This is a genomic window from Actinokineospora terrae (assembly GCF_900111175.1).
Taxonomy (GTDB): domain Bacteria; phylum Actinomycetota; class Actinomycetes; order Mycobacteriales; family Pseudonocardiaceae; genus Actinokineospora; species Actinokineospora terrae.
Genome location: NZ_FOGI01000002.1, coordinates 143,533 through 168,867 on the forward strand (window position 1 = coordinate 143,533; position 25,335 = coordinate 168,867).

19 protein-coding genes are annotated in these 25,335 nt (G+C 71.2%); 8 read left to right on the plus strand and 11 right to left on the minus strand.

Annotated features, from left to right (window positions below):
• Position 1: 1 nt before the first annotated feature.
• The 5 genes from BMY07_RS04050 to BMY07_RS04070 all read right to left on the minus strand — a co-directional run bounded on the left by BMY07_RS04050 (position 2) and on the right by BMY07_RS04070 (position 8,149).
• Complete coding sequence (locus tag BMY07_RS04050) at positions 2-1,336, minus strand: condensation domain-containing protein (RefSeq protein WP_092775078.1); 1,335 nt, start codon at positions 1,334-1,336, stop codon at positions 2-4.
• Positions 1,333-2,682: an MATE family efflux transporter gene (locus BMY07_RS04055; protein ID WP_092775079.1), complete on the minus strand. Its 1,350-nt coding sequence runs from the start codon at positions 2,680-2,682 to the stop codon at positions 1,333-1,335. The genes BMY07_RS04050 and BMY07_RS04055 overlap by 4 nt, the downstream gene beginning before the upstream one ends.
• Positions 2,682-6,266, minus strand: coding sequence for a type I polyketide synthase (locus BMY07_RS04060; protein ID WP_092775080.1), 3,585 nt, complete (start codon positions 6,264-6,266; stop codon positions 2,682-2,684). Before BMY07_RS04060 ends, BMY07_RS04055 begins: the two co-directional genes overlap by 1 nt.
• A gap of 10 nt (positions 6,267-6,276) precedes the next feature.
• On the minus strand, positions 6,277-7,098 hold the full coding sequence (locus BMY07_RS04065; RefSeq protein ID WP_143073341.1) for an ACP S-malonyltransferase: 822 nt from the start codon (positions 7,096-7,098) through the stop codon (positions 6,277-6,279).
• Between the two features lie 88 nt (positions 7,099-7,186).
• Positions 7,187-8,149 (minus strand): ACP S-malonyltransferase, encoded by a 963-nt coding sequence (locus BMY07_RS04070; RefSeq protein ID WP_092775082.1) that lies wholly within the window; start codon positions 8,147-8,149, stop codon positions 7,187-7,189.
• Between the two features lie 1,347 nt (positions 8,150-9,496).
• Between BMY07_RS04070 and BMY07_RS04075 the strand changes: the two genes are divergently transcribed.
• The 7 genes from BMY07_RS04075 to BMY07_RS04105 are packed head-to-tail and all read left to right on the plus strand — an operon-like array spanning position 9,497 to position 17,968.
• Positions 9,497-11,008 (plus strand): amino acid adenylation domain-containing protein, encoded by a 1,512-nt coding sequence (locus BMY07_RS04075; RefSeq protein ID WP_092775083.1) that lies wholly within the window; start codon positions 9,497-9,499, stop codon positions 11,006-11,008.
• Positions 11,009-11,011: 3 nt separating this feature from the next.
• The gene (locus BMY07_RS04080) at positions 11,012-12,097 is read left to right on the plus strand and encodes a methyltransferase domain-containing protein (protein ID WP_092775084.1); all 1,086 of its coding nucleotides are present in this window, start codon (positions 11,012-11,014) and stop codon (positions 12,095-12,097) included.
• Positions 12,094-13,428 carry a condensation domain-containing protein gene (locus BMY07_RS04085; RefSeq protein ID WP_177215430.1) on the plus strand — a complete coding sequence of 445 codons (1,335 nt, stop codon included), beginning with the start codon at positions 12,094-12,096 and terminating at the stop codon, positions 13,426-13,428. The genes BMY07_RS04080 and BMY07_RS04085 overlap by 4 nt, the downstream gene beginning before the upstream one ends.
• The gene (locus tag BMY07_RS04090) at positions 13,418-14,788 is read left to right on the plus strand and encodes an MFS transporter (RefSeq protein WP_092775086.1); all 1,371 of its coding nucleotides are present in this window, start codon (positions 13,418-13,420) and stop codon (positions 14,786-14,788) included. The genes BMY07_RS04085 and BMY07_RS04090 overlap by 11 nt, the downstream gene beginning before the upstream one ends.
• Positions 14,769-15,068 (plus strand): acyl carrier protein, encoded by a 300-nt coding sequence (locus BMY07_RS04095; protein ID WP_092775087.1) that lies wholly within the window; start codon positions 14,769-14,771, stop codon positions 15,066-15,068. The genes BMY07_RS04090 and BMY07_RS04095 overlap by 20 nt, the downstream gene beginning before the upstream one ends.
• Positions 15,065-16,675 carry an amino acid adenylation domain-containing protein gene (locus BMY07_RS04100; protein ID WP_092775088.1) on the plus strand — a complete coding sequence of 537 codons (1,611 nt, stop codon included), beginning with the start codon at positions 15,065-15,067 and terminating at the stop codon, positions 16,673-16,675. The genes BMY07_RS04095 and BMY07_RS04100 overlap by 4 nt, the downstream gene beginning before the upstream one ends.
• A gap of 39 nt (positions 16,676-16,714) precedes the next feature.
• Positions 16,715-17,968 carry a phenylacetate--CoA ligase family protein gene (locus BMY07_RS04105; RefSeq protein WP_092775089.1) on the plus strand — a complete coding sequence of 418 codons (1,254 nt, stop codon included), beginning with the start codon at positions 16,715-16,717 and terminating at the stop codon, positions 17,966-17,968.
• 381 nt (positions 17,969-18,349) lie between these two features.
• Here the strand turns inward: BMY07_RS04105 and BMY07_RS04110 are convergent, their stop codons facing one another.
• Genes BMY07_RS04110 through BMY07_RS04120 form a run of 3 tightly spaced genes read right to left on the minus strand, consistent with a single transcriptional unit; the run spans position 18,350 to position 21,392 of the window.
• Positions 18,350-19,894: an arylsulfatase gene (locus BMY07_RS04110; protein ID WP_092775437.1), complete on the minus strand. Its 1,545-nt coding sequence runs from the start codon at positions 19,892-19,894 to the stop codon at positions 18,350-18,352.
• A gap of 59 nt (positions 19,895-19,953) precedes the next feature.
• Entirely contained in the window at positions 19,954-20,832 is an 879-nt protein-coding gene (locus BMY07_RS04115; RefSeq protein ID WP_092775090.1) for a formylglycine-generating enzyme family protein, read from the minus strand.
• Positions 20,829-21,392 carry an HdeD family acid-resistance protein gene (locus BMY07_RS04120; protein ID WP_092775091.1) on the minus strand — a complete coding sequence of 188 codons (564 nt, stop codon included), beginning with the start codon at positions 21,390-21,392 and terminating at the stop codon, positions 20,829-20,831. The genes BMY07_RS04115 and BMY07_RS04120 overlap by 4 nt, the downstream gene beginning before the upstream one ends.
• A 175-nt stretch (positions 21,393-21,567) precedes the next feature.
• On the opposite strand from BMY07_RS04120, the gene BMY07_RS04125 reads away from it, so the two are divergent.
• Positions 21,568-23,202: a SulP family inorganic anion transporter gene (locus BMY07_RS04125; protein ID WP_092775092.1), complete on the plus strand. Its 1,635-nt coding sequence runs from the start codon at positions 21,568-21,570 to the stop codon at positions 23,200-23,202.
• On the opposite strand, the gene BMY07_RS04130 is transcribed toward BMY07_RS04125, so the two are convergent.
• From BMY07_RS04130 to BMY07_RS04140, 3 genes are all read right to left on the minus strand, one after another.
• The gene (locus tag BMY07_RS04130) at positions 23,199-23,933 is read right to left on the minus strand and encodes a hypothetical protein (protein WP_092775093.1); all 735 of its coding nucleotides are present in this window, start codon (positions 23,931-23,933) and stop codon (positions 23,199-23,201) included. The genes BMY07_RS04125 and BMY07_RS04130 overlap by 4 nt on opposite strands.
• A gap of 202 nt (positions 23,934-24,135) precedes the next feature.
• Entirely contained in the window at positions 24,136-24,471 is a 336-nt protein-coding gene (locus BMY07_RS04135) for a dihydrofolate reductase family protein (RefSeq protein WP_092775094.1), read from the minus strand.
• Between the two features lie 39 nt (positions 24,472-24,510).
• Positions 24,511-25,293 (minus strand): isocitrate lyase/PEP mutase family protein, encoded by a 783-nt coding sequence (locus tag BMY07_RS04140; RefSeq protein WP_092775095.1) that lies wholly within the window; start codon positions 25,291-25,293, stop codon positions 24,511-24,513.
• Positions 25,294-25,335: the final 42 nt, after the last annotated feature.

A 25,335-nucleotide genomic window follows, 5' to 3' on the forward strand; every position in this document is an offset into this window, starting at 1 on the left:
GTCAGCGGCTCCTCAGCAGGACCTCGCCCTCCGCCCACTCGACGGCGCGGTGTTCGAAGGCGCGCAAGAGGGTGGCCAGGTCGGCGCGCGGGAGGATGGCCGTGTCGGCCATGGCGCCCAGGCGGACCCGCGTCGGAGTTCCCCGGACGTCGAGGTAGAGGGCCATGGTCTCGGCGGTGGACGTGGCGGGCCAGGTCAGGGTGGTCGCGGACGGCGTCGCGGCCTGCGGTCCTCTGGGGAGGGTCGACCACATGTCGTTGAACTGGACGCCCGGCGGTAGTTCGCGGGCGCGGAGGACCTCGCGGGCGGCTCGGTTGTCGTAGCGGGAGTGCGCCCTGGCCACCGCCATTGTGCGGGTGGCGGTGTCGAGCAGGTCGGTCAGCGACTCGCCGCCGAGGTCGGTGATGGTGTGGACGACCTGGTTGAGGGTCGTGATGCTGGCGGCGACGTCCGGGGTGGTGCGGTTGCCCTGCATGATGTCCAGGCGCAGGCGGGGTTCCGGCCAGAACGAGCGGACCAGGGCCGTGGTGAGCGCCAGCAGGACCACCGACGTGCTGGTCCGGCACCGGCGCGCGGTTCGGCGGACGGCGATCGCCAGCACGTCCGACTCCAGGTCCGCGCCGACGAACCGCGGCGACTCCGGGACGGCCTGGTGCGGGATCGGCGCGGGCGCGCGGTCCAGGACCGAGCGCAGGTGCCGGAGCGCGTCGATGTTGCGGCGCTGGCCGTCGGGTGAGCGTTCGGCCAGGGCGAGGTCCAGCGGTTGCGCGGCGGGTCGGGCCGGGGGCAGGGGCGTGCCCGCGGCCTTGGCGTCGAGCATGGCGGTCAGCTCGCGGACCAGCGCGTCGGTCGCGGTGTAGTCCGCGGCCAGGTGCGACAGGGTGAACGCGATGACCACCGGGATGCCCTCGTGCAGCGCGATCGACAGCCGCAGCGGCAGCTCACGTGAGTGGTCGAGCGGCCGCGCGGTCCCCCGCTCCCAGCAGGTCGCCACGATGTCCTCGAACTGGACCGGGTCGTCGGCGGGACGGTCGTAGACGTCGACCGGCAGCGTGCCCGACGCCAGCACCCGCTGGGTCGGTTCGCCGCCGGGCGGCTGTGACACGTGCGTGCGCAGCGACTCGTGCCGCACGAGCAGTTCACCGACCACCGCCAGCACGTCGCCCACCTCCAGCAGCAGCGGCACCGGCAGCCAGCGGGTCAGGAAGAAGAACGGCTTCACCTCGGGGTACCACTGGGCGAGGCTGTCCCAGGTGCCCCGCTGCCCCCAGCAGAGCGGGCCGGTGCGCGCGGTGCCGCCGTGGAACTCCACGACGGCCCGGCTCTCGGTGATCACGACGGCACGACCTCCCTGTGGGCGAGTGGACCGAACAGCACGCGGCGCAGGCACAGCACCGAGTAGGTCAGCCCCGCGGTCCACCCGACGACCACCGCCCACATCACCGCCTCGACGCCGAACACGCCGTGGAACAGGTACGCGAACGGGATCTGCACCAGCAGGAACGCGATCACCGTGCAGATCAGCGGCGCGGTGGTGCGGCGGGCGCCGTTGAGGTAGCCGTGCAGCACCACCATCAGCGTGTAGAGCGCCAGGAACGGATAGATGATCAGCAGGTACCGCTCGGTCAGCGCCCGCGTCGCCGGGTCGTCGGTGAACAGCGCGGCGATGGGGCCGCGGGCCACCAGCACCACCGCGGAGGCGACCACGGTGAGCACCGCGGTCAGGCCGAGGGTCCTGACCAGCCCGGTCCGCGCCCGCGGTGGGTCGTCCGCGCCGAGGTTCTGCGCGGTGAACGCGGTGATCGCGCCGGAGAAGTCCAGGAACAGCATGGCGGTGACCTGCTCGACCCTGGCCACGATGCTGAACGCGGCCAGCACCACCGGCCCGAACGCCTGCAGGATCCAGACCAGCACCATGATCCCCAGCGCCAGGATGATGTGCTGGCTCGCCAAGGGGAAACCCAGCCGCACGGCGTCCACGAACTCGCGCCGCACCGCGGGCCGCTCGCCGGTCCTGGCCACCGGGTACTTGCGCGCGGCCACCACCAGTCCGACGACCAACGCCGCCGTGGACGAGATCGCCGTCGCCAGCGCGGCCCCGGCGATCCCCAGGTCCCAGACCGCGACCAGCAGCAGCACCAGCGCGGCGTTGGTGACGCTGCCGAAGCCCGCGACCCACAGCGCCGTCCGCGAGTCGCCGAGGCCGCGCAGGTACGCGCTCACCGCCGCCGTGCCGAAGATGCCGGGGAAGCCGAGCGACAGGGTGCTGAGGAACACCGACGCGTCGTGCGCGAGCCGTCCACGCAGGCCCATCACCGCCAACGCCGGGTCCACCAGGGCCGTCGCGACGAGCACGCAGCCCACCGACCAGACCGCCGTGACCAGGGCCAGCGACAGCACCACCCCGCGCCGGGCGTCGGCGTCCCCGGCGCCGCGCAGGTGCGCCAGCCGGATCGTGAACGCCGTGCCCAGCCCGATGAACATCGCGTTGAGCAGGTAGAACAGCGGGCCCGCCGCCCCGATCGCGGCGAGTCCGTCGACGCCCGTCCAGTGGCCGACGACCACGCCGTCGACCAGCAGGTACCCCTGCTGCAACAGGTTCGCGGCGGTCAGCGGCAGCGCGAACCCGAGCACCTTGCGCAGCGGCGGCCCGGTGGTCATGTCCGTGGCGTCGGCGCCCATCAGACGGCCTCGGGGTTCATGTCGGCGAAGGTGACCAGGTCCTCGATGTGGTAGGCGATCTCGCTCACCGTGCGGTCGGCGAGCAGGTCGGCCACGTCGTAGCCGACCCCGTGCACGGTGGCGATCGTGCTCGCGACGGTGGCCGCCATGATCGAGTCGCCGCCCAGGTCGAAGAAGTCGCCCTCCACGTCGAGTTCGTCGTAGCCGAACGCGAGCGCGAGGCACTGCGCGACGGTCCGCTCGACGTCGGTGAACTCGTCGCGGCCGGTCAGCTCGACCTCGACCGCGGCCACGGTGGCCTTCGTCTTGTCGGCCGCGGCGCGCAGCCGCTCCCGCAGCGCCAGCATCTCGTGCTCCACCTTGGCCTCGATGTCGGCGGACAACGCGACGTCGTAGGAGCGCAGCAGGTGGATCAGCTCGCCGCGGTAGTTCAGCTCACCGGCGAACAGCCGCGACCTGCCCGACCGCAGGCCCGCGTCGAGGACGTCGAGGCCGGTGGCGGTGGGCAGGGCCTTGAACATGGTGTCGCCGTTGGTGCCGAAGTCGACCGCCATGCCGATCTCCTTCCACGCCACCCAGTCCAGGGCGATGACGTGGCAGGGGCCGCCCGCCCTGGACCGCGCCAGGTTGTCCAGGTAGTAGTTGGCGGCGGCGTAGTCGGCCTGGCCCGGGGCCGGGAACACCGAGGCCACGGACGAGAAGTGCGCGATGAAGTCCGGCCGGTCGGTCTCGGTCAGCCGGTCGAGCACGACGGCCGCGTGCAGCTTCGCCCGGACGACCGCGTCGAAGTCGGCGCGTTCGCGGAACATCACGGTGCTGCCGCCGGGCAGGCCCGCCGCGTGCACGACACCGTCGATGCGGCTGTGTTCGCGCTGGATCCCGGTGATGGCGGCACCGAAGGCGACCGGGTCACCCGCGTCCGCCGCGACGACGCCGACCCGCGCGCCGGTCTGCTCGATCTCCCGCACCGCGGCGACGCGCCGGGCAACCGGTGACCCGCTCGGCACCACCGACACGTCGTCCCACTGCTCGCGCGGCGGCAGCCCGGATCGGCTCACCAGCACGAGGTCGATGTCCGGCTGGGTGGCGGCGAACCGGGCCGCGACGGCGAGGCCGAGCGCCCCGGTGCCACCGGTGATCAGGTAGGTGCCGCCCGCGCGCAGGTGCTCGGCGGGCCCGTCGGTGTCGACCTCGGGCACCTCGACGAACACCTCGCGCAGCCGCCTGTCGCCGCGCAGCACGGACAGTCCGCGGTCCTCGGACAGCACCTCGGCGCGCAGCGCGGCCGGGGACACCGCCGGGTCGAGGTCGACGTGGCTGACCTTGATGTACGGGTACTCGCGCTCGACGACCTTGCCGAACCCGACCAGCGCCGCGTTCTCCGGCACCACCTGCTCCCCCGGCGCCGCGCACACCGCGGTCCTGGTGAGCACCACCAGGCGCGTCTTCACCCCGGCCGCCATCAGCGACTTGGTCAGCTGGAACAGGCCGTCGAGGTTCTTCGTCACCCGATCGTCCACAACAGACACGTCGAGCACGGCCTTGTCCTCGAAGGCGGTGGCGTGCACCACGTGCGTGACGCCCTCGTCGACGAGCCGCGCCACCTCGGCGCAGGCGGCCGGGTCGGTGGGCTGGAACGGGGCGCCGCCGGGTAACACGGGCTCGCCGATCCGGACGAAGCGCACGTCACCGAGTCCGGCGGCGGTCAGGACGTCCTCGGCGTCGGTGTCCGGGTCCACGATCGCGAGCGCCCGCACGGGATCCGCGGCGACGATGGACAGCGGGACCTCGCGCAGCTCCACGTCGTGGGTCACCGGGTGCCGCACGTCGTGGGTGGTGAGGTTCATCGTGTCGCGCCAGGTGTCCGGGAACCGCACCCACGCCAGGGTCTCGTCGAACGCGTAGCCGGGCAGTCGGACGATCCGCGGCTGCCGATCGGTCGGCTCCAGGTCGACCCTGCCCTCGCGCAGGAACGCGGCCGCGGCCGCGCCCAACGGGCCTTCCGGCAGCGGATCGCGCTGCTCGACCAGCAGGCCAGCCAGTTGGCGGCGCAGGTCGGCGGCGTTGGCGACGACCACCGCGATCCGGTGCCGGTGCCCGCTGCGGGAGACCCGGGTGGTGTGGCAGACGTCGGCGATGTCCACGCCGTCGAGCCCGCCCGCGTCGATGAACGCGACGTGCCGCTCCACCGTCCAGGTCAGTGACTTGATCGTCGCCGCGGTGAGCACGAACAGCTGCGGACCGGTCGACGCGGGCCGCTCGTCGACCGCGATGTGCTCCTGCAGCACGGCGTGCGCGTTGGTGCCGCCGAGACCGAACGCGCTGACCCCGGCGCGACGCGGTCCCTCCGGCTGCCACGGCCGCGGCTCGGTGGGCAGGTACAGCGGGCCGGAGGTGAAGTCCAGCTTGGGGTTGGGCGTGCGGTAGTTGGCCTGCGGCGGGATGACCCCGTGGCGCAGCACCGCGATCGCCTTGATCAGACCGACCACACCGGACCCCTCGAACAGGTGCCCGACGTTGGCCTTCACCGTGCCCACCGCGCAGAACTGCCGGTCGGTGGTGTGCCGGGCGAACGCCCGCTTGATGCCCTCGTGCTCGATCGGGTCGCCGACCCGGGTGGCCGTGCCGTGCGCCTCGAAGTAGCCGATGGTGCGCGGGTCGACCTCGGCGTCGCGCCAGGCGCTGAGCAGCAGGTCGGCCTGCGAGTCGCTGTCGGGGTTGGTGATGCCCTCGGTGTTGCCGTCGTGGTTGACCGCGCTGCCCTTGAGCACCGCGTACACCTGGTCGCCATCGGCCAGCGCCTGATCGAGCCGCTTGAGCACCACCGCGCCGGAGCCCTCGCCGAACCCGGTGCCGTCCGCCGCCTCGTCGAAGGTGCGGGTGACGCCGTCCGATGACTCGATGCCGATGTTGGAGTGCTGGTGCTTGACCGGCGCGAACACGATCCGCGCGCCGCCGACCACGGCCAGGTCGCAGTCGCCGAGCAGCAGCGCGTTCTTGGCCTGGTGCACCGCGACCAGGGTCGCCGAGCACGCGGTGTCCACCACCATGCTGGGGCCGCGCAGGTCGAGCAGGTGCGAGAGCCGGTTGGCCAGCATCGCCGGGATGTTGCCGGTGATCGCCTGCTGGCCGACCGACGGGTCGACCCGGCTGATGTAGTCCAGGTAGGTCGAGCCGGGGTTGACCGCGAAGCCGACGAACACCCCGGTCCGGCTGCCGCGCAACCGCTCCAGCGAGTAGCCGGCGTCCTCGAAGGCCAGGTACATCGCGCGCAGGACCATGCGGTGGTGCGGGTCGGTCAGCGTCGCCTGCCGCGGGTTCATGCCGAACGCGGTGTGGTCGAAGTGGTCGACGGTGTCGAGGAAGTAGCCGTTGTGGTACTCGACGTCCGGCTCGTCCAGCGGGTCGATGCTGGTCGCGCGCAGGTAGGAGATGTACTCGGCGAGCTTGGCCGCCCGGTCGGCCGGGAACGGCCGCGCGGTGCCCGACCCGGTGCTGACCAGCCGCCACAGCTCGTCGAACCCGGACGCGCCGGGCAAGTCGACCGACAACCCGACGACGGCGATGTCCTTCTCGTGCCCCATGATTCCCCGCTCAGTGGATCCGGGTGACCAGCGCGGTCACCGTCCGGCCGTTGACCTCGTCGAACTCCGTGACCCCCAGCGCGCGCAGGGTGTGCACGACCCGCACCCACTCGACCGGCTCGGCCAGCTGGCGGGCCAGCAGGTCCGCGCCGTCAGCGGGGTCGAACAGCTCGCCGGTGACGCTGGAGACCACCGGGACGGCGGCGGGCGCGAAGGCCTGCTCGGCGAGCACCCCGCGCAACCGGGCCGCGGCGGGCGCCATCAGCGGGGTGTGGAACGGGCCGCTCACGTTCAGCGGCACCACCCGCGCGCCGGGCAGCGCGGCGATCGCCTTGCCCGCCACGGCGAGTTCCGCGCGGTCACCGGCGATGGTGGTCTGGGTGTCGGCGTTGAGGTTCGCCAGGAAGACGTTCGGCAGGCCGGTCTCGGTGAGCGCACGGCGCACGAACGCGGCGGGCACACCCTGCACGGCGGACATACCGCCGCCGGTGACCTCGGCCATCAACCCGGCCCGCCTGGCCACCAGTGCCAATCCGTCCGCCAGGGTGAGCACGCCCGCGGCGACCAGCGCGTTGTACTCCCCCAGGCTGTGGCCTGCCACGAAGTCGGGCTGGGGCTTTTCCCTCGCCAGGAGCGCGTTGACGAAGAACACCGCGGGCTGGGCGAAACGGGTGTCACGCAGCCGCCGCAGCGGGTCGCGGGCGCACAGCTCCTCGATCGAGTAGCCCAGCACGTCGTCGGCCAGCGCGGTCGCCTCGGGGTACCGGGCGAACAGGTCCGACCCCATCCCGCGCTTCTGCACGCCTTGACCCGGGAACAGCAGACAACGCACGGATCGCTCCTTCTCAGTGGGCTCGACTTCGGGTGAACTCGTCCTCGGCGGGCCTGTCCTCGGTGGGCCTGTCTCGGTGGGAGTTGGCTCAGTGGGCTTGTCGCAGTGGGTGGAAGCGGGTGGTGGGGGCGCACTCGCGGGCGAACCGGCGGGCGCCTGGGCCCGGGCCCGCGTCGAGTACGCGGTCGGCGGCCGAGTCGGTGAGCGCGTGCTCGACGGCGGTGGTCCAGTCGTTCGGGTGGGTGAAGACCTGCCGCAGGTACTCGTCGGCGAGGTCGTCGGCGGTCCGCAGGTCTCGACCGGCGTCGGCCGCGTAGACGGGCAGCACCAGGTCGTGCGGCGCGGGCAGCGGGCCGATCGCGGGCAGGTCGGCGCGTACCCGCTCGGGCAGGTCGGCCAGCAGGGGGCTGTGGAACGGGATCGTCGTGGGCAGGTCGGTCCAGGTGCCCGGCTGGGTGCCGCGCAGCGCGCGCAGGTCGGCGGGCGGTCCGGTGAGGACGTGCGCGGTGGGGGTGTTGACCAGGCCGATGGCCACGGTGGGGTGATCGGCGATCATGGCGCGCAACTCCGCCGTGGTCAGGCCGGCGACCGCGACCATCGGGGTGCCGCCGGGGGTGACCAGGTGGTGGGCGCGGGCCAGGCTGACCAGCACCAGCTTGACCGAGGCCGACGCCAGCGCGAGGAAGTCGTCCACCCGCCGCGGGCGCGCACCGGCGACGATCGCGGCCTGCAGCCCGATGCTGTGCCCGAGCGCGCCGACCACATCGTCGGGCAGGGTCCCCCGTTGCAGCAGGCAGAGTTGGTGCACGTGGACCAGCACGCCGGTCGCCACGGAGTCCAGCACGGGCGGCTCCACACCGTCGAGCCACTTCGCCAGCGGCAGCCCGTCGGGCAGCGCGGCGGGCCCCAGGTGGTCGACCACCTCGTCGAGCGCGCGGTGCACCGACTCGAAGAACGCGGCATTCCCCTGGTGGCGAGCCGCTTGCCGCACCACCGGGATCAACGACTCGGTGCGCGCGCCGAGACCGTCGAACAGGACAAGCGACCGCATCACACCTCGACCTTTTCCGACAACCGGGACACGGGGGCGAACATCGCATTTCGGGTGACCGCAATCACCAACAGGCAGCCATTTCCGGCCGTACACCGTCCCTTTATGACCTGCACGATCCGGCGGAGTTCTCCCAGGTCCGACCAACACTCCGCCGCTCACGCTAATACCGCGCCCGGCCGATAGACAATTACCAACCTCCGCCCTCCACCCGATCGGCCCAGTTCTTCACCGATAGTCACCACCACACAATTCACCTCTCCGCTGTCCGAGATCTTCCGGCGACCCGCACTTCCGTTACCCGCGACTGCGCGCTGACGAGAAGAGCCATTCACGGTGCGATACGAGGGGGATTGAAGAAGATGTGTACGGGGTTTAGGGGTTGACAGCTCGCCTACCCGACAGCCTGTGGCGGCGGGAGGAGATGTCGTGGTAATGCGGGACCACGGCGGCGCAGCCCGGAGGCCGGAGGGCCGATCGCGCGGGTGCGGCCGCGGCCCACACCGGCGCGACACCCGGACTCCAGCAGCGAGGGGATCGCGGTCGCACTGGCCGGTGGCGACCTCCCATCGATGTCCGGGTCCGGCGATCACGGCGGGGTAGGCCCCAGCGGCCCGTAGGACCACAATCCACAATGGTCGAACGGACGAGCGCGTTCGATCAACCGGTGGGCGATTGTCCACTTGTGACTTCTGGCGGAATGGCCAATTGCCGGGGACCCGGTTCGGGAAACGCACGCGACCGATGCACGTGCATGTCACCACTATCGCGTCCTTACGTCACGGACAGTAGATCGAGCGCTTCTGCTGAATTCCGCCGCGGGCAGACGAACCCGCCAGGGTGAACGGGTCCGGATGGGCCAACAGCAAAGGGAGTGGCGGGCGGTTGCCTGTATTCCGAGTGGACGTTTATTGCCGGTTTGTTGCGTGTCGCCAGCCGGGCGGACTCCGTCGACAGGTAGCGTGACCTGCGGTTATGGCGCAGAAGCCACCATCGAGGGCGGTCCGCGAGGTGGCGCGGTAACGAAATCGGACAGGAAGGCGTGGGAGTCGTTGCGGTGCGGCTGGTTCCTGTGCCAGCATCAATCTCACGCGCATCGTCGCGTTTCGATGACGAGACCCAGGGGGGTAGCGCCATGACCACTACTTTCTTGCGCGGAGTCCGGGTGGCCCAACCGATCCGGTTGGTCGGCTAGTCCTTTCCTCCGCACGCAGGCACCCGGCCGGAAGGCCGCGCCGACACCCGTGGACTCATTGACGGGTCCCTTCACCCTGCCCGGTCGAGCGGAACACGCATTCCGCTTGCCACTGGTGGGGCCATTCGCGAAACGCTACACCGAGGGGTTTCATGCTGGGCGGAATCAACCCGGCGGCGCCGCAGCGCCGCGGGGAAGCGGATCTGTACGCGTTGATAGAACAGAACCTGTTGTCGCACAACGACCGCGTCGCCGTTTCCGATGATCGCGGTGACCACGACTACGCCTGGCTGGGGCGCCGGGTCGACGAGATCGCCGGTGCCTTGCACGGGCGCGGTTGCCGACCGGGAAGCCGGGTCTGCCTCGCCGTGCGCCACGGGGTCGACCTGGTCGCGTCGGTGCTCGCCGTGCTCAAACTCGGGGCGACCTACATCCCCGTCGACACCAGGAACCCGGTCGACCGGGTCGGTCACATCGTGGCCGACAGCGGGGCGACGGCGATCGTCCACTCGGGCGAGCACACCGAGTTGGCCGACCGGTTCGGGTTGGTCGACGTGGTCCTGCGCGGGCTGGGTCGACCGGCCCACCCGATCCCGACGGCCGTGGTCCAACCATCCGACCTGGCCTACATCCTCTACACCTCGGGGTCGACGGGGAATCCGAAGGGTGTCGGCATCACGCACGCGAACCTGGCGAGCTACGTCCGGTGGGCGGCCCAACGCTACATAGACTCACCCGACGACCGGGTCGCGCTCTACACGACCCTCGCGTTCGACTTCACCGTCACGTGCCTGTTCCCGCCCCTGCTCGCGGGCGCGTCGATCGCCGTCTACGACGGTGTGCGCGATCCGATGGTGATCCAGCGGATCCTGGCCGACAGGGCCGTGACCGTCATCAAGATCACCCCGTCGTACCTGCACCTGGTGTCCCAACTGCACAGCGGCAGCACGCACCTGCGGCGCCTCGTCGTCGGCGGCGAGGACCTGCCCGCGGAACTCGCGGCGCGCGTGCACCGCCTGCTGGGACCGGTGGAGATCATCAACGAGTACGGCCCGACCGAGGCCACCGTCGGGTGCGTCGTGCACACCTTCGACCCCGAGACCGACCGGGACGGATCCGTGCCGATCGGCGCGCCGATCCCGGGAACGCGGGTGTACCTGGTGGACGAGGACGACTCCCCCGCGCTCGAGCAGGGCGAACTCTGCCTCGCGGGCGCGGGCGTGGCCCCCGGCTACCTCAACCGCGAGTCGACCGCCTTCACCGACAACCCGTTCGAGCCGGGAACGACCCTGTACCGCACCGGCGACATCGTTCGGCGCGACCCGCGGGGCGACCTGGTCTTCGTCGGCAGGAAGGACGACCAGGTCAAGATCCGCGGCAACCGGGTCGAGTTGGCTGAGGTGTCGGCCGCGATCCTGAACCACCCCATGGTGGCCGCGGCGTACGTGACGACCGTCCGCGAGCACGGCACTCGCACGCTCGTCGCCGTGGCCACCAGCACCGAGGGGCTCACCGAGTCCCTGCTGCGCAAGCACCTCGAGCAACAGCTACCGGGCTACGCCGTGCCGAGCAGCCTGGGGGTCGTCGACGACCTCCCGCTGACGCTCAACCAGAAAGTCGACCGAGCCGCCGTGCTCACCGTTCTCGGAAAACTGGGAGGCTGACCGATGACCGCATCGACCACCGACGAGTACCAGCGCGCCGCCGACGCGATCGCGCCGATCTGGGCCGAACTGCTCGGCACCGGCGACGACCGGATCACCCCGTCGACCGACTTCTTCGCCGCGGGCGGGCACTCGCTCACCGCCATGCTGCTGGTCACCAGGGTCGCCAACGACCTGGGCAAGTCCGTCCCGCTGTTCGCGCTGGTGGAGAACCCGACGCTGGCCGCGTTCGTGGCGTACGTGCTGCGCGCCGAGGACGCCACCGCGGTCGTGGAGGAGCGGGCGCCGGACGGGTCGACGACCCAGACCGAGCGGCTGCTGGGCTACAACGAGCCCACGCGCCGCGAGAACCGCAACCAGCGGTTCGAGTACTACTACGCCAACGCCATCGGCAGCGCCGCGCACGCGGAGTTCTGCGAGCAGGTCTACGGCCGCAACCTCGGCCAGCACGGCATGGCCGACTTCGGCCAGATCGACCGGATGCTGGAGCTGCTGGGGGCCAAGGAGGGCGACACCATCCTCGACCTCGGCTGCGGCTACGGGCTGATCTCGCAGTACATCGCCGAGAAGACCGGCGCGAACGTGGTCGGCGTCGACCTCTCCGCCAGCGCCATCGCCTACGCCACGGGGTTGGCCGAGTCCGACGACCGGCTCAGCTTCCAGGTGCAGGACGCCAACGACCTGACCTTCCCGGCGGGCACGTTCACCCACATCGTCTCCATCGACACCATCTACTACGCCCCGTCGCTGCGGGACCTGCTGCGCCGGTTCCAGGAGATCGGCACCGCGGACCTGCGGGTCGGCATCGTCCGCACGTTCCCGATCCGCACGTTCACCGCGGACACCTGGAGCCCGGACCGCACCGAGTTGGCGACGCTGCTGCGCGAGCTGTTCGGCGGCTACGACACCGTCGACCTGTCGCGCGAGGAGAACGCGCACTGGAAGAAGAAGGTCGAGGTGCTCGACTCGCTGCGGGACAGGTTCGCCGCGGAGGGCAACGAGGAGCTGTTCGAGTTCCGCTACGCCGAGGCCGCGTACGAGGCCGGGATCGAGCAGTACCGCTACATGTTCGTGTCGAGGACCGCGTGACCGCCGTCCGCACCCGACCGCGGATCTCCGAGTTGCCGCCCGCTCCCGGTGTGTCCTTCAACCAGGAGCAGATCTGCCTGCTGGAGGCGTTCTACCCGCGCAACAAGGCGTACAACGCCCAGGCGGAGATCCGCGTGCGGGGCGCGCTCGATCTGTCCACTCTGGAGCGGGCGGTGTCGCACGTGGTCGAGCGGCACGAGATGCTGCGCACCACGATCAGCCTCGGCGCCACCGGGTACCTGGCGACGGTGCACCCGCCGTTCCCGTTCACGATCAGGCGGCACGACCTGACCGGACTCCCCGACGGGGCGGCCGAGCGGGAGTTGGCGGCGATCCGGTCGCGATTGCAGGACCAGGTCTTCGACACCACCGTGCTGCCGCTGCTCACCCTCGACGCGGTCCGGCTGGCCGAGGACGAGTGGGCACTGCTGCAGGTCGAGCACCACGCGGTGCACGACGGCTGGTCGTTCGGCAGGCTCTGGGCGGAGATCCAGGACTGCTACGACGCACTGGCCAGTGGCCGGGCGCCCGGGTTGGCGGCGTTGCCCGCGCAGTACCAGCAGTTCGTCCGCTGGCAGCGCGACCGGATGGCGGGCGAGTACGGCGAGCGGGCGGTCGAGTTCTGGTCCGACTACCTCGACGGCGCCGGGGAGGTGGTGCTCGGCGGCGAACCGGCCGGGGCGGACAACCTCGACGGCCACAACCTGGAGCTCACCGTCACGGCGGAGACCTTCGCCCGTGTCCGGGAACGGGCCGGGGAGCTCGCGGTGTCGCCGTTCGTGGTGATGTTCAGCGCCTACGCGTTGCTGCTGGCGGGCAAGACCGGCGCGACCGACTTCTGCGTCGGGACCGCGGTGAACGCCAGGACCGAGGCCGAGTTGGAGCCGCTGGTCGGCATGGTGGTCAACACGGTCCCGGTGCGGGTCGTGGTCGGCGCGGGGGACGGGCTGCCCGGGGTGGCCCGCGGCGTGCAGGGGTCGCTGTTCCGGGCGCTGCGCTACAACGACGTGCCGCTGTCGCTGATCGTGCGCAGGCTGGGGCTGGCGCAGCGGCGCGGCCGCAACCCGGTCTTCCAGCACTGCTTCAGCTTCCACGACTCGGACGTGCCGCGGCTGCGGTTCGGCACCGCGACCGCCGAGATCCGCGAGGCGCAGAACCAGTCGGCGAAGTTCGACATGAACGTGGTGGTGATCCCGCCGAGCCCGACGCGCGACGCCGGGCACGCGCGGATGTTCTGGCAGTTCTCCCGCGCGGTGTTCTCCCGTGCGCAGGCCGTGGCCCTGGCCGCGGAGTACGAGCGGTTGCTGGTAAGGGTTCTCCATGAGCCATGAGACGACCAAGGCCGGGTACGTGCCCGCCGTGGTGATGGGCCTCGGCGGGTTCATCGCCACCTTCGACGTGACCGCCGTGTCGCTGGTGCTCTCCGACATCGGGGCGCGCTTCGAGGTCGACCTCGCGGGGTCGGTCTGGGTGATGAACGGCTACAGCCTGGCCCTGACGATCATGCTGATCACCGCGGGTGTCCTCGCCGACCGGCACGGCCACCGGCGCTCGGTGGTGCTCGGGGCCGCGTTGTTCGGCGTGGCGTCGGTGGCGTGCGCGTACGCCCCGGTGTACGCGGTGCTCGTCGGCGGCCGCGTCCTGCAGGGTGTCGGCGGGTCGTTCATCGTCTGCGGCGGGCTCGCGCTGGTCGGCAGGCTATACACGGAGAAGGCCGAGCGGGTGCGCGCGTTCGCCCTCATCGGCACCATCCAGGGGTCGGCGCTGGTGGTCGGCCCCGGCCTCGGCGGGCTCATCGCGAGCGCGCTGGGCTGGGAGTGGATCTTCCTGGTCAACGTCCCGGTGTGCGCGGTGATCATCGCGGGCTGCCTCACCGCGCGGGACCAGCCGGGCGATCGCAAGGACAAGCCGCTCGACGTGCTCGGGCTGGCCACGTTCAGCGCGTTCCTGTTCGTGGCGACCTGGCTGCTGCTCTACGGCCCGGTCGTCGGCTCGACCCGGCTGAGCGCGCCGCTGGTCGGCGCGGTGCTGGTGGCCCTGTTCGCGGCGTTCGTGCTGGTCGAGCGCCGGGTCCGGTACCCGGCCGTCGACCTGGGGCTGTTCCGGGTGCGGGGTGTGGTCGGCCTGGCGCTGGTCCCGCTGTGCCTGGCGGTCGGGTACTGGTCGCTGATGGTGTACCTGCCGCTGTTCCTGGAGTCCTCGCTCGGCCTGGGGCTGGCGACCACGTCGTACCTGATGCTGTTCTTCACCGTGCCGCTGTTCGCCGTGCCGTACCTGGTCACGGGGGTGGCCACGCGCGCCAGGCAGAGCACGTTCTTCGGCGGTGGCCTCGCCGTGGTCGCGGCGGGGTGCCTGCTCATCGCCGTGGGAGCACAACTGCGCACGTTGGCCGTGGTGATCGCCGGGATGACCATCGCCGGGATCGGCGCGGCGACGGTGCAGAACCAGGTGACCGGGGCGCTCATCGCGAGCGCGCCACCGGAACGGGCCGGGTCGATCGCGGCGGTGATGACCATCCTGCGCCAGGGCGGGTTCGCCGTGGGCAGCGCCCTGCTGGCCAACGCCACCAACGGCTACCCGACCCTGTTCGCGATCTGCGTGCTGGTGACCGGGGTCGGCGCGCTCGGCACGTTCCTGCTGATCCGTTCGGATGAGACGAGAGGGGTGACCAGTGCGGTGGGAACCGGCTGACCGCGCCGCGGCGGTGGCGGCGATCTGGCGGGAGGTCCTCAACCGGGAGGCGGTCGACCCCGACGACGACTTCTTCGCCGTCGGGGGGACTTCCCTGGCCGCGGTGAAGTTCCTGGCCGAGGTCGAGGAGGTGTTCGGCATCGACGTGCTGACGCCGGAGGACCTGTACCGGGGCTCGACGTTCACCGAGGTACTGGCGGTGATCGAGGCCAACTCCGGCGCCGCGGTCGAGCCCTCCGCCGCACTCGGGCCTTCCGCGGCGACCGGCCCGACACCGTGACCGAGTCAGCGGGCGTCACCGAATCGCCAGGCGCTGCCGAGCCGTTGAGCACGGCCCAGCCGAACACCGTGGTCACGCAGGCGGACCTGGCCCAGCCAAGCGGCGCGGTCGAGCCGGGCAGCGTGGGCAGGGCGGGCGGGGTGGGGTTTCCGGAACTGTCTGTTGGTGAGTTGGTCGCGCGGCAGGCGGGGCGGGTGCCGGGGGCGGTGGCCGTGCGGTTCCGCGATCGCGCGGTGACGTACCGAGAGCTCGACCGCGCCGCCAATGGTGTTGCTTGGCGGTTGCGTGAGGCGGGTGTGCGGCAAGGGGCTGTCGTCGGGGTGGCGATGGGGCGGACGCCTGAGTTCGTGGTGGTTCTGTTGGGGGTCCTCAAGGCGGGCGGCGCGTACCTGCCGATCGATGCCGGGTGGCCCGCGGCGAGGTTGGCGACGATGGTCGGGTTGGCGTCCGTGCGGGTTGTCATCACCGACGCGGCCACCGAGGTGGTGCTGCCCGAGCACGTCACCCACCTGCGGTTCCACGCGTCGAGCCGTGACGACGGCCCGGAGGTGGCCGTGGACCCCGGGGGCGCCGCGGTCGTGAACTTCACGTCCGGGTCGACCGGGGAGCCGAAGGGCGTGCTGATCACGCATCGCGGTATCACCAGCCTGCTGTTCCCCGGAGACTTCCTCGACCTGTCCGCGGACACCGTGCTGCTGGCGCACATGTCACCCAGTTTCGACGGGATGACGGTCGAGCTGTGGGGTCCGCTGCTGCACGGCGGCACCTGCGTGCTGTTCGACGGCGCGTTCCCGAGCGCCGCGCGGCTGCGGGCGGCCATCCGGGACAACAAGGTGAACACGCTGACGCTGACCGCCGCGCTGTTCAACGTGGTCGTCGACAGTGCCCCGGATCTGCTGGACCCGTTGTCGGCGTTGGTGATCGCGGGCGAGCCGCAGTCACCGAGGCACGTTCGGGCGGCGCACGCGCGGGTGCCGGGCCTGCCGATCATCAACGCGTACGGGCCGACGGAGACGACCGTGATCGCGACGACGTTCCCGATCGCAGAGCTGGCACCGGAGGCGACCTCGGTGCCCATCGGACGGGCACTCCCCCACCGCGAGGTGGCCATCCTCGGACCGGACCTGCGCCGGGTCGCGCGGGGCGAGGTGGGCGAGATCTGCGTGTCCGGGCCGGGGGTGGCGCTCGGGTACGTCGGTCGGCCGGATCTGACGGCGGACCGGTTCGTCACGGTCGAGGGCAGGCGGGTCTACCGCACCGGCGACCTCGGCAGGCTCACCGCGTCCGGCGACATCGAGTTCCTCGGGCGGGCTGACCGGCAGGTGAAGCTCAACGGTCAGCGCATCGAGCTCGAGGAGGTCGAGCACGCCCTGGTCGCGCACCCGGACGTGTGGCAGGCCGTCGCGCTGGTGCACGGCGAGGGTGTCACCCGGGCGTTGAAGGCGGTGCTGGTCACCGCGGGTGGGGTTCCGGATGACCTGCGCGGTGCCGTGGGCGCCGTCCTGCCCGCGTACATGATCCCGGGGGACGTGCGGGCGGTCGACGCGCTTCCCCTCAACCAGAACGGCAAGGTCGACCGGGCCGCGCTCGCCGCCCTGTTCGACTGATCGTCCTTTTCGAACTCCCCGACCGCGAAAGAGGTTCAGGTGCCAGCGAAGTCCTTGCAGGTGCTGGTCGACTACGCCCGCCGCAACTCCCCCTTCTACGCCGAGCTCTACCACGACCTGCCCGCGGTGATCACGGATCTGAGCCAACTCCCGGTCGTCGACCAGGAGGCGTTCTGGGCCGCGAACACGTTCCCGGACAACAGGGTGCTCACCAGGCCGCTGACCAACGGGATCGTCTACAAGTCCGGCGGCACGACCGGTGCGCCGAAGTTCTCGCCGTGGGACGAGGAGGAGAACAACGACGCCGCCGTCGCGTTCGGCACCGGGTTGGTCCGCGCGGGGCTGCGGCCCGGCCACCGGGTGGCGAACCTGTTCGTGGCGGGCGAGCTCTACAGCGGGTTCCTGTTCACCAACGACGTGCTGGCCAAGGCGTCGGTGGAGAACCTGCGGCTGCCGATCGCCGGCACCGCCCCGGTCGAGTTCGTCGCCGAGACGATCAGGGAGTTCGGCGTCAACGTCACCTGCGGCATGGCCTCCACCCTGGTCAAGGTCGCCGACCTGCTGCTGGAGCGGGGCGAGGTGGCCGAGTCGGTCGAACTGCTGCTGTTCGCGGGCGAACCCCTCTTCGACGACGTCCGCTCGGTGCTCGCCAAGGCGTTCCCGCGGGCGAGCATCGGTTCCCTCGGGTACGCCGCGGTCGACGGCGGCCCGCTCGGCGCTCCCGTGCCCGGCGACGACGTCCGCGTGCACGAGACCCTCGCCCCGTACAGCCTCATCGAGATCCACGACGAGACCACCGGCGAACCCATCACCGCCGTCGGTGTCCCGGGCAGGCTGGTGGCCACCAACACGTCCCGGACCCTGATGCCGGTCATCCGCTACCCGGTCGGCGACCGTGCCGAGTGGACAGACCCCGAGCTCGGGCGGTTCCGCCTGCTCGGCCGGTCCGAGGACTCGGTCAAGGTCGGCCCGGACGTCCTGCGCCCCGGCGAGATCCGCACCGTCATCACCCGCGCCGACGTGCACGGCGCCATCACCGGCATGCAACTCGTGGCCCGCCGCTGGGAGGCCAAGGACGGCCTCATCCTGCGCCTGGCTACCCACACGCCCCCACCCGGCCTCGACCACACCATCATCGAAGCGGTCTACGCCGCCAGCCCGCCCTACCCCACCGCCGTCCGCCGGGGCCTCATCCACCCGATCACCGTGGAATGGGTCCGCCCCTCGGAACTGGCCACGAACGCCCGGACCGGCAAGCTGATCGAGGTCGTGGACGAACGACCCACGTCCTGAACGGTCCGAGCGCCCGAACCGGCCTTGATGGACACTCCCCTGCCCGCCAAGGCCGCGCGTGGCCCTGGTGGGCGGAGGGGCTTCCACCGGGGCAGGGGATCCGCCGATGCCGTGCGTTCGGAGCGGGAAGCCGACATCGGCGAGGAAGGTGTCAGCGTGTCGCGTTGGCGCACGAGGCTGACTTGCGGGTCGTGGAGAACTCCACTGGCCAGTGGTCGGAGGACCTCCCGTTGCACACGTACACGTGATACACCGCGCGACCGAGAACGCCGGACATCATCCCGCCGAGTGGGTGACGGGTTCAGTGGCCGACAGCCCCAGGACGGGGCAGCCGCCCCGGGCGGCCCTGGTGGACGGGGCGTTGTCCACCAGGGCCGGGGGTCAGCGGCCGGTGGTGATGGTGGCTTCGAGGCGGGCGAGGGCTTGGTCGATGGTGAAGGAGGCGGCTCGTTGGCGGGGTGGGAACTCGGTGAAGGTGGCCAGGAAGCGGGTGACCAGCGCCTGGGCGGCCAGCACCAGGAACGCCTCGTTGAGGAACCAGTCGTAGTAGGTGTTCGAGGTTGTGTCGGCTCGTTCGAAGGGGTCGGTGCGGAGGTTGAAGAGCTTGGGGAGGCGGAGCGCGACGAAGGGTTCGGCCCAGAGTTGGAGGGTGCCGGTGGCCCGTTGCTCCATGAAGACCATCTTGAGGTTGTCGAAGCGCAGCGCCAGCAGGTCGCCGTCGTCGGAGAAGTAGAAGAAGCCGGGGCGGGGGGTGGAGTCGGCCGCGCCGGTGAGGTACGGGAGGATGTTGTAGCCGTCGAGGTGGACGCGGAAGGTCTTGTCGCCCGCGCGGTGGCCGTCGAGGAGTTTGGCGACGATGTCGGGCTCGCCCGCCGCGGCGACGAAGGTGGGCAGCCAGTCGTGGTGGCTGATGATCTCGTTGCTCACCGTTCCCGGCGCGATCCGGCCGGGCCAGCGGATCACCTGGGGGACGCGGAAAGCGCCCTCCCAGTTGGTGTTCTTCTCCGAGCGGAACGGCGTCGTGCCGCCGTCCGGCCAGGTGTTGGTGTGCGGGCCGTTGTCCGTGGAGTACACGACGATCGTGTCGTCGGCGATGCCCAGGTCGTCGAGCAGGTCGAGCAGCGACCCGACGACGGCGTCGTGGTCGATCATGGTGTCGTGGTACGGGGACTGCCAGCGCCCGGCCTGGCCGACGCTGTCGGGCTTGGGGTGGGTGCGCAGGTGCATGTGGGTCGTGTTGACCCACGCGAAGAACGGGGTCCCCTCGGCGTGCTTGCGCTGGATGAAGTCGCAGGCGTGGTCCAGGATCTCGTCGTCGATGGTCTCCATCCGCTTCTTGTTCAACGGGCCGGTGTCCTCGACGCGCTGCCTGCCTACCCTGCCGTAGCGGGGTTCCTCGGTCGGGTCATCGTCCTCGGTGGCCCAGCAGTGCAGGACCCCGCGCGGCCCGAAGCGCTCCCGGAACTCGGGGAAGTCGGCGGTGGGCGGGTAGTCCGGCAGCTCGGGCTCCTCCTCGGCGTTGAGGTGGTAGAGGTTGCCGAAGAACTCGTCGAAGCCGTGCACGGTCGGGAGGAACTCGTTGCGGTCGCCGAGGTGGTTCTTGCCGAACTGGCCGGTGGCGTAGCCGAGCGGTTTGAGCAGTTCGGCGATCGTCGGGTCCTCGGCCCGCAACCCCGTGTCGGCGCCCGGTATGCCCACTTTGGACAGACCGGTGCGGTACGCGCTCTGGCCGGTGATGAACGACGACCGGCCCGCGGTACAGCTCTGCTCGCCGTAGGCGTCGGTGAACCGCATGCCCTCGGTGGCGATGCGGTCGATGTTCGGGGTGCGGTAGCCCATCACGCCGTCGCCGTAGCAGCTGAGGTTGGTGATGCCGATGTCGTCACCCCAGATGACCAGGATGTTGGGCTTGTTCGAAGGGTCCATGGTGTCACTGTCCGATCCGGAGTCGGCGCGCCGCCTCACCTGTGGCGGAGCATGTTCGGTCACGGCCGGGCCACCAGGCGCAGGCCGAGGTGGCAGGTCGAGGTGTCGACGGGCTGCCCCATGCGGGCGGCGGGGCGGTAGCGGCGGCAGTAGTCGGGTGCGCACAGGAAGGACCCGCCTTTGACCACGCGCCGGGGTACGTCCGATGTGGACGCAGAGCAGCACGAGCGGACCGGCGCGGAGTGCGGCGCGTACCAGTCCGAGGTCCACTCCCACACGTTGCCGATCATGTCGTGCAGGCCGTAGTCGTTGGCCGGGAACGAACCCACGGGCGCGGTCCCCGTGAAGCGGTCCTCCACGGTGTTGCGATAGGGAAAGGGCCCCTGCCAGGTGTTGGCCATGTGCGCCCCGCCGGGGGTCAGTTCGTCGCCCCAGGAATAGGGCTTGCGGTCCAGTCCCCCGCGGGCGGCGTACTCCCACTCCGCCTCCGTGGGGATGTCCTTGCCCGCCCACGCCGCGTACGCCACAGCGTCGTCCCAGGCGAGGTGGACCACCGGGTGGTCCAGGAGCCGCCGGATCGAGCTGCCCAGGCCTGCCGGGCGCCGCCAGTTCGCGCCCGGGACGTAGTGCCACCAGTTGTGGTTGTCCCGCATGTCAACCGGCCCGGGTGGCGGCACGAACACCACCGACGCGGGCACCAGTGAGCACGGGTCGACATCGGGGTAGTCGCTCGGGTCGGGTGCGCGTTCGGCGACCGTGACGTGCCCGGTGTCGGTGACGAAGCGGGCGAAGTCGCGGTTGGTGACCGTGGTCCGGTCGATCCAGAACCCGGCCACGGCGACCTCGTGGACCGGCGCTTCCTCGGGGTAGTGCTCGTCGGAGCCCATCGCGAACGTCCCGGCCCCGATCCACACCATGCCCTCGCGGCGGGCGATCATCGCCCGGTCGGGCGGGTGCGGACGGCCTCGACGGCGGTGACGGCCCCGAGGACGATCAGGCCGACGCCGAGCGCGACCTCCAGTGCTGCGAGCGAGATCCCGGGCTGTACCAGGACGTAGACGCCCGCGATCGCGCTCAGCACGCCCAGGGCGACCGACCAGCCCCCTCCCCCGCCGTCACCGAGTGCGGCCACCACCGCCAGGACGCCGCTGACGAGCCACCACGAGCCGATCAGCACGGCGAGCAGTGCCAGGGTCTGCAACGGCGCCCGCAGGCACAGCACGCCCACCAGCAGCGACAGCGCGCCGAGCAGGCCGAGCAGCACCCGGCTCCCGCCGGACCCGGAGTCGGCGATGGCCTGCACGACGCGCACGACCCCGTTGGCCATCAACGTGATCCCGAACAGGACCGCCAACAGGACCAGCGAGGCGCCCGGCCAGACCAGGGCGGCCACCCCGACCCCGACCATCAGCACCCCGTTGAGCACGCCCCAGTGCCCGCTCGCGCGTCCCCGGGTCGGGTTCACCCGCGCGTCGGGCCCACCTCGCTGTCGCGTCATGCGTCTCGACCTCTCCTCGACGAATGCCGCCAGGGTCGTTCAGCCGACCGGCGCACCGCATCACCCCCGGCGGGCGGACCGAGCACATCGCCGGGTCGACTCCACCTGTCACAGGTGAAGCCCCTGCCCGGCCGCGACCCGACACTGACGGCCGACCGTCGACAAAGGAGGGTGCATGGCCGCACTGGCCAAGCTGGTACCGATAGTCGGATGGCTACCCGGGTACCGGCGGGCGTGGCTTTCCGTCGACCTGCTCGCCGGGCTGAGCGTCGCCGCGCTCGTCGTCCCGGAAGGCATGGCGTACGCGCAGTTGGCGGGGATGCCGCCGCAGACCGCGTTCTCCATCACCCCGGTCGCCCTGCTGCTGTACGCCGTCTTCGGGACTTCCAGGCAGCTGGTGATCGCCGACTCCGCCACGGTCGCGGTGCTGTCGGCGGCCGCGGTCGGCGCTCTCGCGGCGACGGGATCGGCGGAGTTCATCGCGCTCACCGGCGCGTTGGCGATCGTCACCGGCCTGGTCATGGCGCTGGCGGGCGTGTTGCGGCTCGGGCGGTTCTCGCAGTTCTTCTCCGAGTCCGTGCTGACCGGGTTCGTCACCGGGTTGGCACTGGTCATCGCCGTGAAGCAGGTGCCGAAGGTGCTGGGCATCGAGGGCGGCGGCCAGGGGTTCTTCGACCGGGTCTGGCTGATCGTGCGGCACCTGGGCGACACCCACCTCGCCACGCTGGCGGTCGGGGCGGGCTGCGTGGCGCTGATGCTCGTCGTGGAACGGTTCCTGCCTCGGGTGCCCGTGGCGCTGATCGCGGTGGTCGCCGGGATCGCGGTCTCGGCGCTGCTCGGCCTCGACGGCAACGGTGTGGATGTCGTGGGCGAGCTGCCCAGCGGCTTGACAACTCCTGCCGTGCCCGATGTGTCCTTCGAGGACCTGGTGACGCTGGCGGGTAGCGCGGCGGGTCTGGCCCTGGTCACCTTCGCCGAGGCGATCGGTCCGGCTCGGTCCCTGGCTCGCAAGCACGGCAACACGATCGACCCCGACGCCGAGCTGCGGGCGTTGGGCGCGGCCAACATCGGCGCGGGCTTCTTCCGCGGGTACCCGGTCGGCGCGAGCCTGTCGAAGTCGGCGGCGAACGACCTGGCGGGTGCCCGGTCCGCTGTCTCGCTGCTCACCGCGGCCGTGGTCACAGCCGTGGTCGCGTTGGTGTTGACCGGGTTGTTCGCCCCGTTGCCGGAGGCGGTATTGGGCGGGATCGTGCTGGTTGCCGTGTCGCGGATGGTCAAGGTCAGGCAACTGCGCCGGTTGTGGCGACTGCGCCGGACCGACTTCGTGCTGGCCGCCGTCGCGTTGCTGGGTGTGCTGGTACTGGACGTGTTGCCCGGCTTGGCGGTGGCGGTCCTGGTGTCCGTGGTGGCGGTCATCTACCGGGCGGCCCGCGCGGGGATCTCGACGCTGGGACGGGGCTCGGACGGCACCGGGTTGGTCGCCGACGGCTCGCCGGTGCCGGGCGTGCTCGTGGTTCGTCCGGATGGTCCGGTCTTCTTCGCCAACGCCGTCGCTGTGCACGAGGCCGTCATCGCGCTGTTGGGCGGGGCGCGCACCGTGGTGATCGACCTGGAGTCCACAACGGACCTCGACGTTCCCGCGGCGGACATGCTGTCCGACCTCCACGCCGACCTGTCGGGCCGCGGGGTCGAGCTACGCCTGGCCAGGGCTCACCGCGAGGTCCGAGCGCTGCTCGCCGAGACCGGCTTCACCGATCGGATCGGCGCCGACCACCTGCACACCACGACGGAGGCCGCCCTGATCCGCTAGTCGGGCCAGGTGTCGAGCGGCCGCAGGGTGACGGTGACGAACGGGGGTTCGTCCGCGTAGACCTCGCTGATCATGGTGGGGCCGACCTCGATGGCCCTGGCCCGCGCGCCGGAGTCGAATTGGCGGCTCAGCCTGCGCTGCTCGCCCACGTAGCGACCGGCGCGGTAGCCGAGGTAGGGGAAGGCGAAGATCTCGGCGATGAACAGGTACATGTAGGTCTCCTCGAACGCGAGCAAGGCGACGAAGACCGCCGTCACCCCGATCCCGATGAGGAAGCCGATCGCCTTGCCCACCTTCCCGGCGAAGGTGACATCGCGGTCGAGCGGCGTGCTGGCGGCCACGTCCGAGCTGAGGTGACCACCCAGGTGGATCATGGCGTCGGACATCGCCCTGGCCAGCCGCTCGGCCGCGACGGCGTCGGTGAGCCCCGGGTCCGCGCGCCGGGCCCGGTCGATCCCCTTGAGGAGCCCGCCCAGGTGCAGCGTGATCACGCGGTCGGGCACGCGGTGGTCGTGGATGTCGTCGCGCACCGTGCCCACCACGCGGACCCGGGTGGCCTCGGCCAGGATCCGGTGGACACCGAGCCTGGTCAGGAACCCCCGGAACGCCGCCATGTCCACCCGCACCGACTCGACGTAGCGCGGCAGTTCCACCAGGTCGTCCCAGAGCGGCCTGCGGTCCTCGGCCACCTCGGTCAGGTAGAGCTCGACAACATCGTCCTGCTGCGCCATGTCCGGACCTCCTCCGCTCACTGGAGGAAGTGATAGCAGCACCGGCGCGGCACCGTGGCGGGTTTGATCAAGACCGCGGCCGAGCACCGCTGGTTGGACGCGCCTGGCACAACCTCCGGCCGCCGCACCCCGTCGCCTGACCCGGCCTGCCGACACCTGGGCCTGATCATCGTCCGCAGTGGACTTCCTACGCCCGGGTTGGTCAGCGGCGTACCTGGTAGCGCAGGTGGAGTACTCGGTTGCCCTGGAGCACCTCGGGATCCTCCAGCAGGTGCCGCGCGTCGACCGGGCCGAAGTAGCGCTTGCCGGAGCCGAGCACCACGGGGACGACGTCCATGCGCACCTCGTCGACCAGGCCGATCCGGTCCCAGTACGCCCGGGTGTGGTCGTACGGCGTCTGCGACACCTTGAGCGCGCCGGTCTCGTCCAGCGGGACGTCGCCGCTGGTCAGCCAGTCGAACAGGGGTCCGGGCTGGTCGGTGTCGTCCGCGATGGAGCCGTCGACCGGCACCGACCCGTACATGACCACCTTGCCCACGGCGCCCTCCTCTGCTTCGGGGTGCCCCGAGCAGGCGGGTCAGTTCAGCGGTCGGGTGCCCTCGGGGACGCCGCCGCCCTGGTGGACGGATTCGACGAGTTCCGCCAGGGCGGTGAGCGCGACTCGCTGGGACAGCGGGCCGTAGGACACCCGGGCCACACCGAGGCGCTCCAGGTCGGCCAGCGGGGGCGTGCCGGGGAGGCCGATCAGGGTCAGGCGCTGCGGGCCGACCGCGTCCACCAGCGCGGTGACCTGGTCGAGGTCGAGCTTGCCGGGGACGAACACCACCGGCGCGCCCGCGTCGAGGTAGGCGCGGCTGCGCTCGATGGCGTCGGCCAGCACCTCGGCGGGGTCGCGGTCGCCCGCCTTGACGAACACGTCGGTGCGGGCGTTGAGCACGAAGTCCGCGACACCCTCCGCCTCAGCCGCCGCGATCACCGCCGCCACCTGCGCCGCGGCCTCGGCGATCGGCTTGACCTGGTCCTCCAGGTTCGCGCCGACCACACCGACCGCGATCGCCCTGCGGATCGTGTCGGCCGCGTCGCCGTACCCGCCCTCGAGGTCGGCGGTGACGGGCAGGTCGGTCGCGTCGACGATGTTCTTGACCTCGGCGATCATCTCCGCCACCGGGATCTTCTCGCCGTCCGGGTAACCGCGACTGGCGGCGATCGAGTGGCTCGCGGTGGCCAGCGCCTTGGTGCCCGGGATGTCGGCGACCACCTTGGCGGTGATGGCGTCCCACACGTTCACCACGGTGAGCAGGGCTGGGTCGCGGTGCAGGCGCAGCAACTCCCGCGCGCGGTCAGACTGGCTGCTGGACATCTGCTCTCCCCTGGTGGGCCTGGATGGATCACTGAGCGCGAT

Bases quoted from the DNA above. Each gene is read 5' to 3' on its own strand.
- BMY07_RS04130 (WP_092775093.1), bottom strand. From the start codon at position 23,933: ATGGCGCAGCAGGACGATGTTGTCGAGCTCTACCTGACCGAGGTGGCC.
- BMY07_RS04070 (WP_092775082.1), bottom strand. From the start codon at position 8,149: ATGCGGTCGCTTGTCCTGTTCGACGGTCTCGGCGCGCGCACCGAGTCG.
- BMY07_RS04115 (WP_092775090.1), bottom strand. From the start codon at position 20,832: ATGATCGCCCGCCGCGAGGGCATGGTGTGGATCGGGGCCGGGACGTTC.
- BMY07_RS04060 (WP_092775080.1), bottom strand. From the start codon at position 6,266: ATGGGGCACGAGAAGGACATCGCCGTCGTCGGGTTGTCGGTCGACTTG.
- BMY07_RS04140 (WP_092775095.1), bottom strand. From the start codon at position 25,293: ATGTCCAGCAGCCAGTCTGACCGCGCGCGGGAGTTGCTGCGCCTGCAC.
- BMY07_RS04110 (WP_092775437.1), bottom strand. From the start codon at position 19,894: ATGGACCCTTCGAACAAGCCCAACATCCTGGTCATCTGGGGTGACGAC.
- BMY07_RS04055 (WP_092775079.1), bottom strand. From the start codon at position 2,682: ATGGGCGCCGACGCCACGGACATGACCACCGGGCCGCCGCTGCGCAAG.
- BMY07_RS04080 (WP_092775084.1), top strand. From the start codon at position 11,012: ATGACCGCATCGACCACCGACGAGTACCAGCGCGCCGCCGACGCGATC.
- BMY07_RS04075 (WP_092775083.1), top strand. From the start codon at position 9,497: ATGCTGGGCGGAATCAACCCGGCGGCGCCGCAGCGCCGCGGGGAAGCG.
- BMY07_RS04125 (WP_092775092.1), top strand. From the start codon at position 21,568: ATGGCCGCACTGGCCAAGCTGGTACCGATAGTCGGATGGCTACCCGGG.
- BMY07_RS04120 (WP_092775091.1), bottom strand. From the start codon at position 21,392: ATGACGCGACAGCGAGGTGGGCCCGACGCGCGGGTGAACCCGACCCGG.
- BMY07_RS04090 (WP_092775086.1), top strand. From the start codon at position 13,418: ATGAGCCATGAGACGACCAAGGCCGGGTACGTGCCCGCCGTGGTGATG.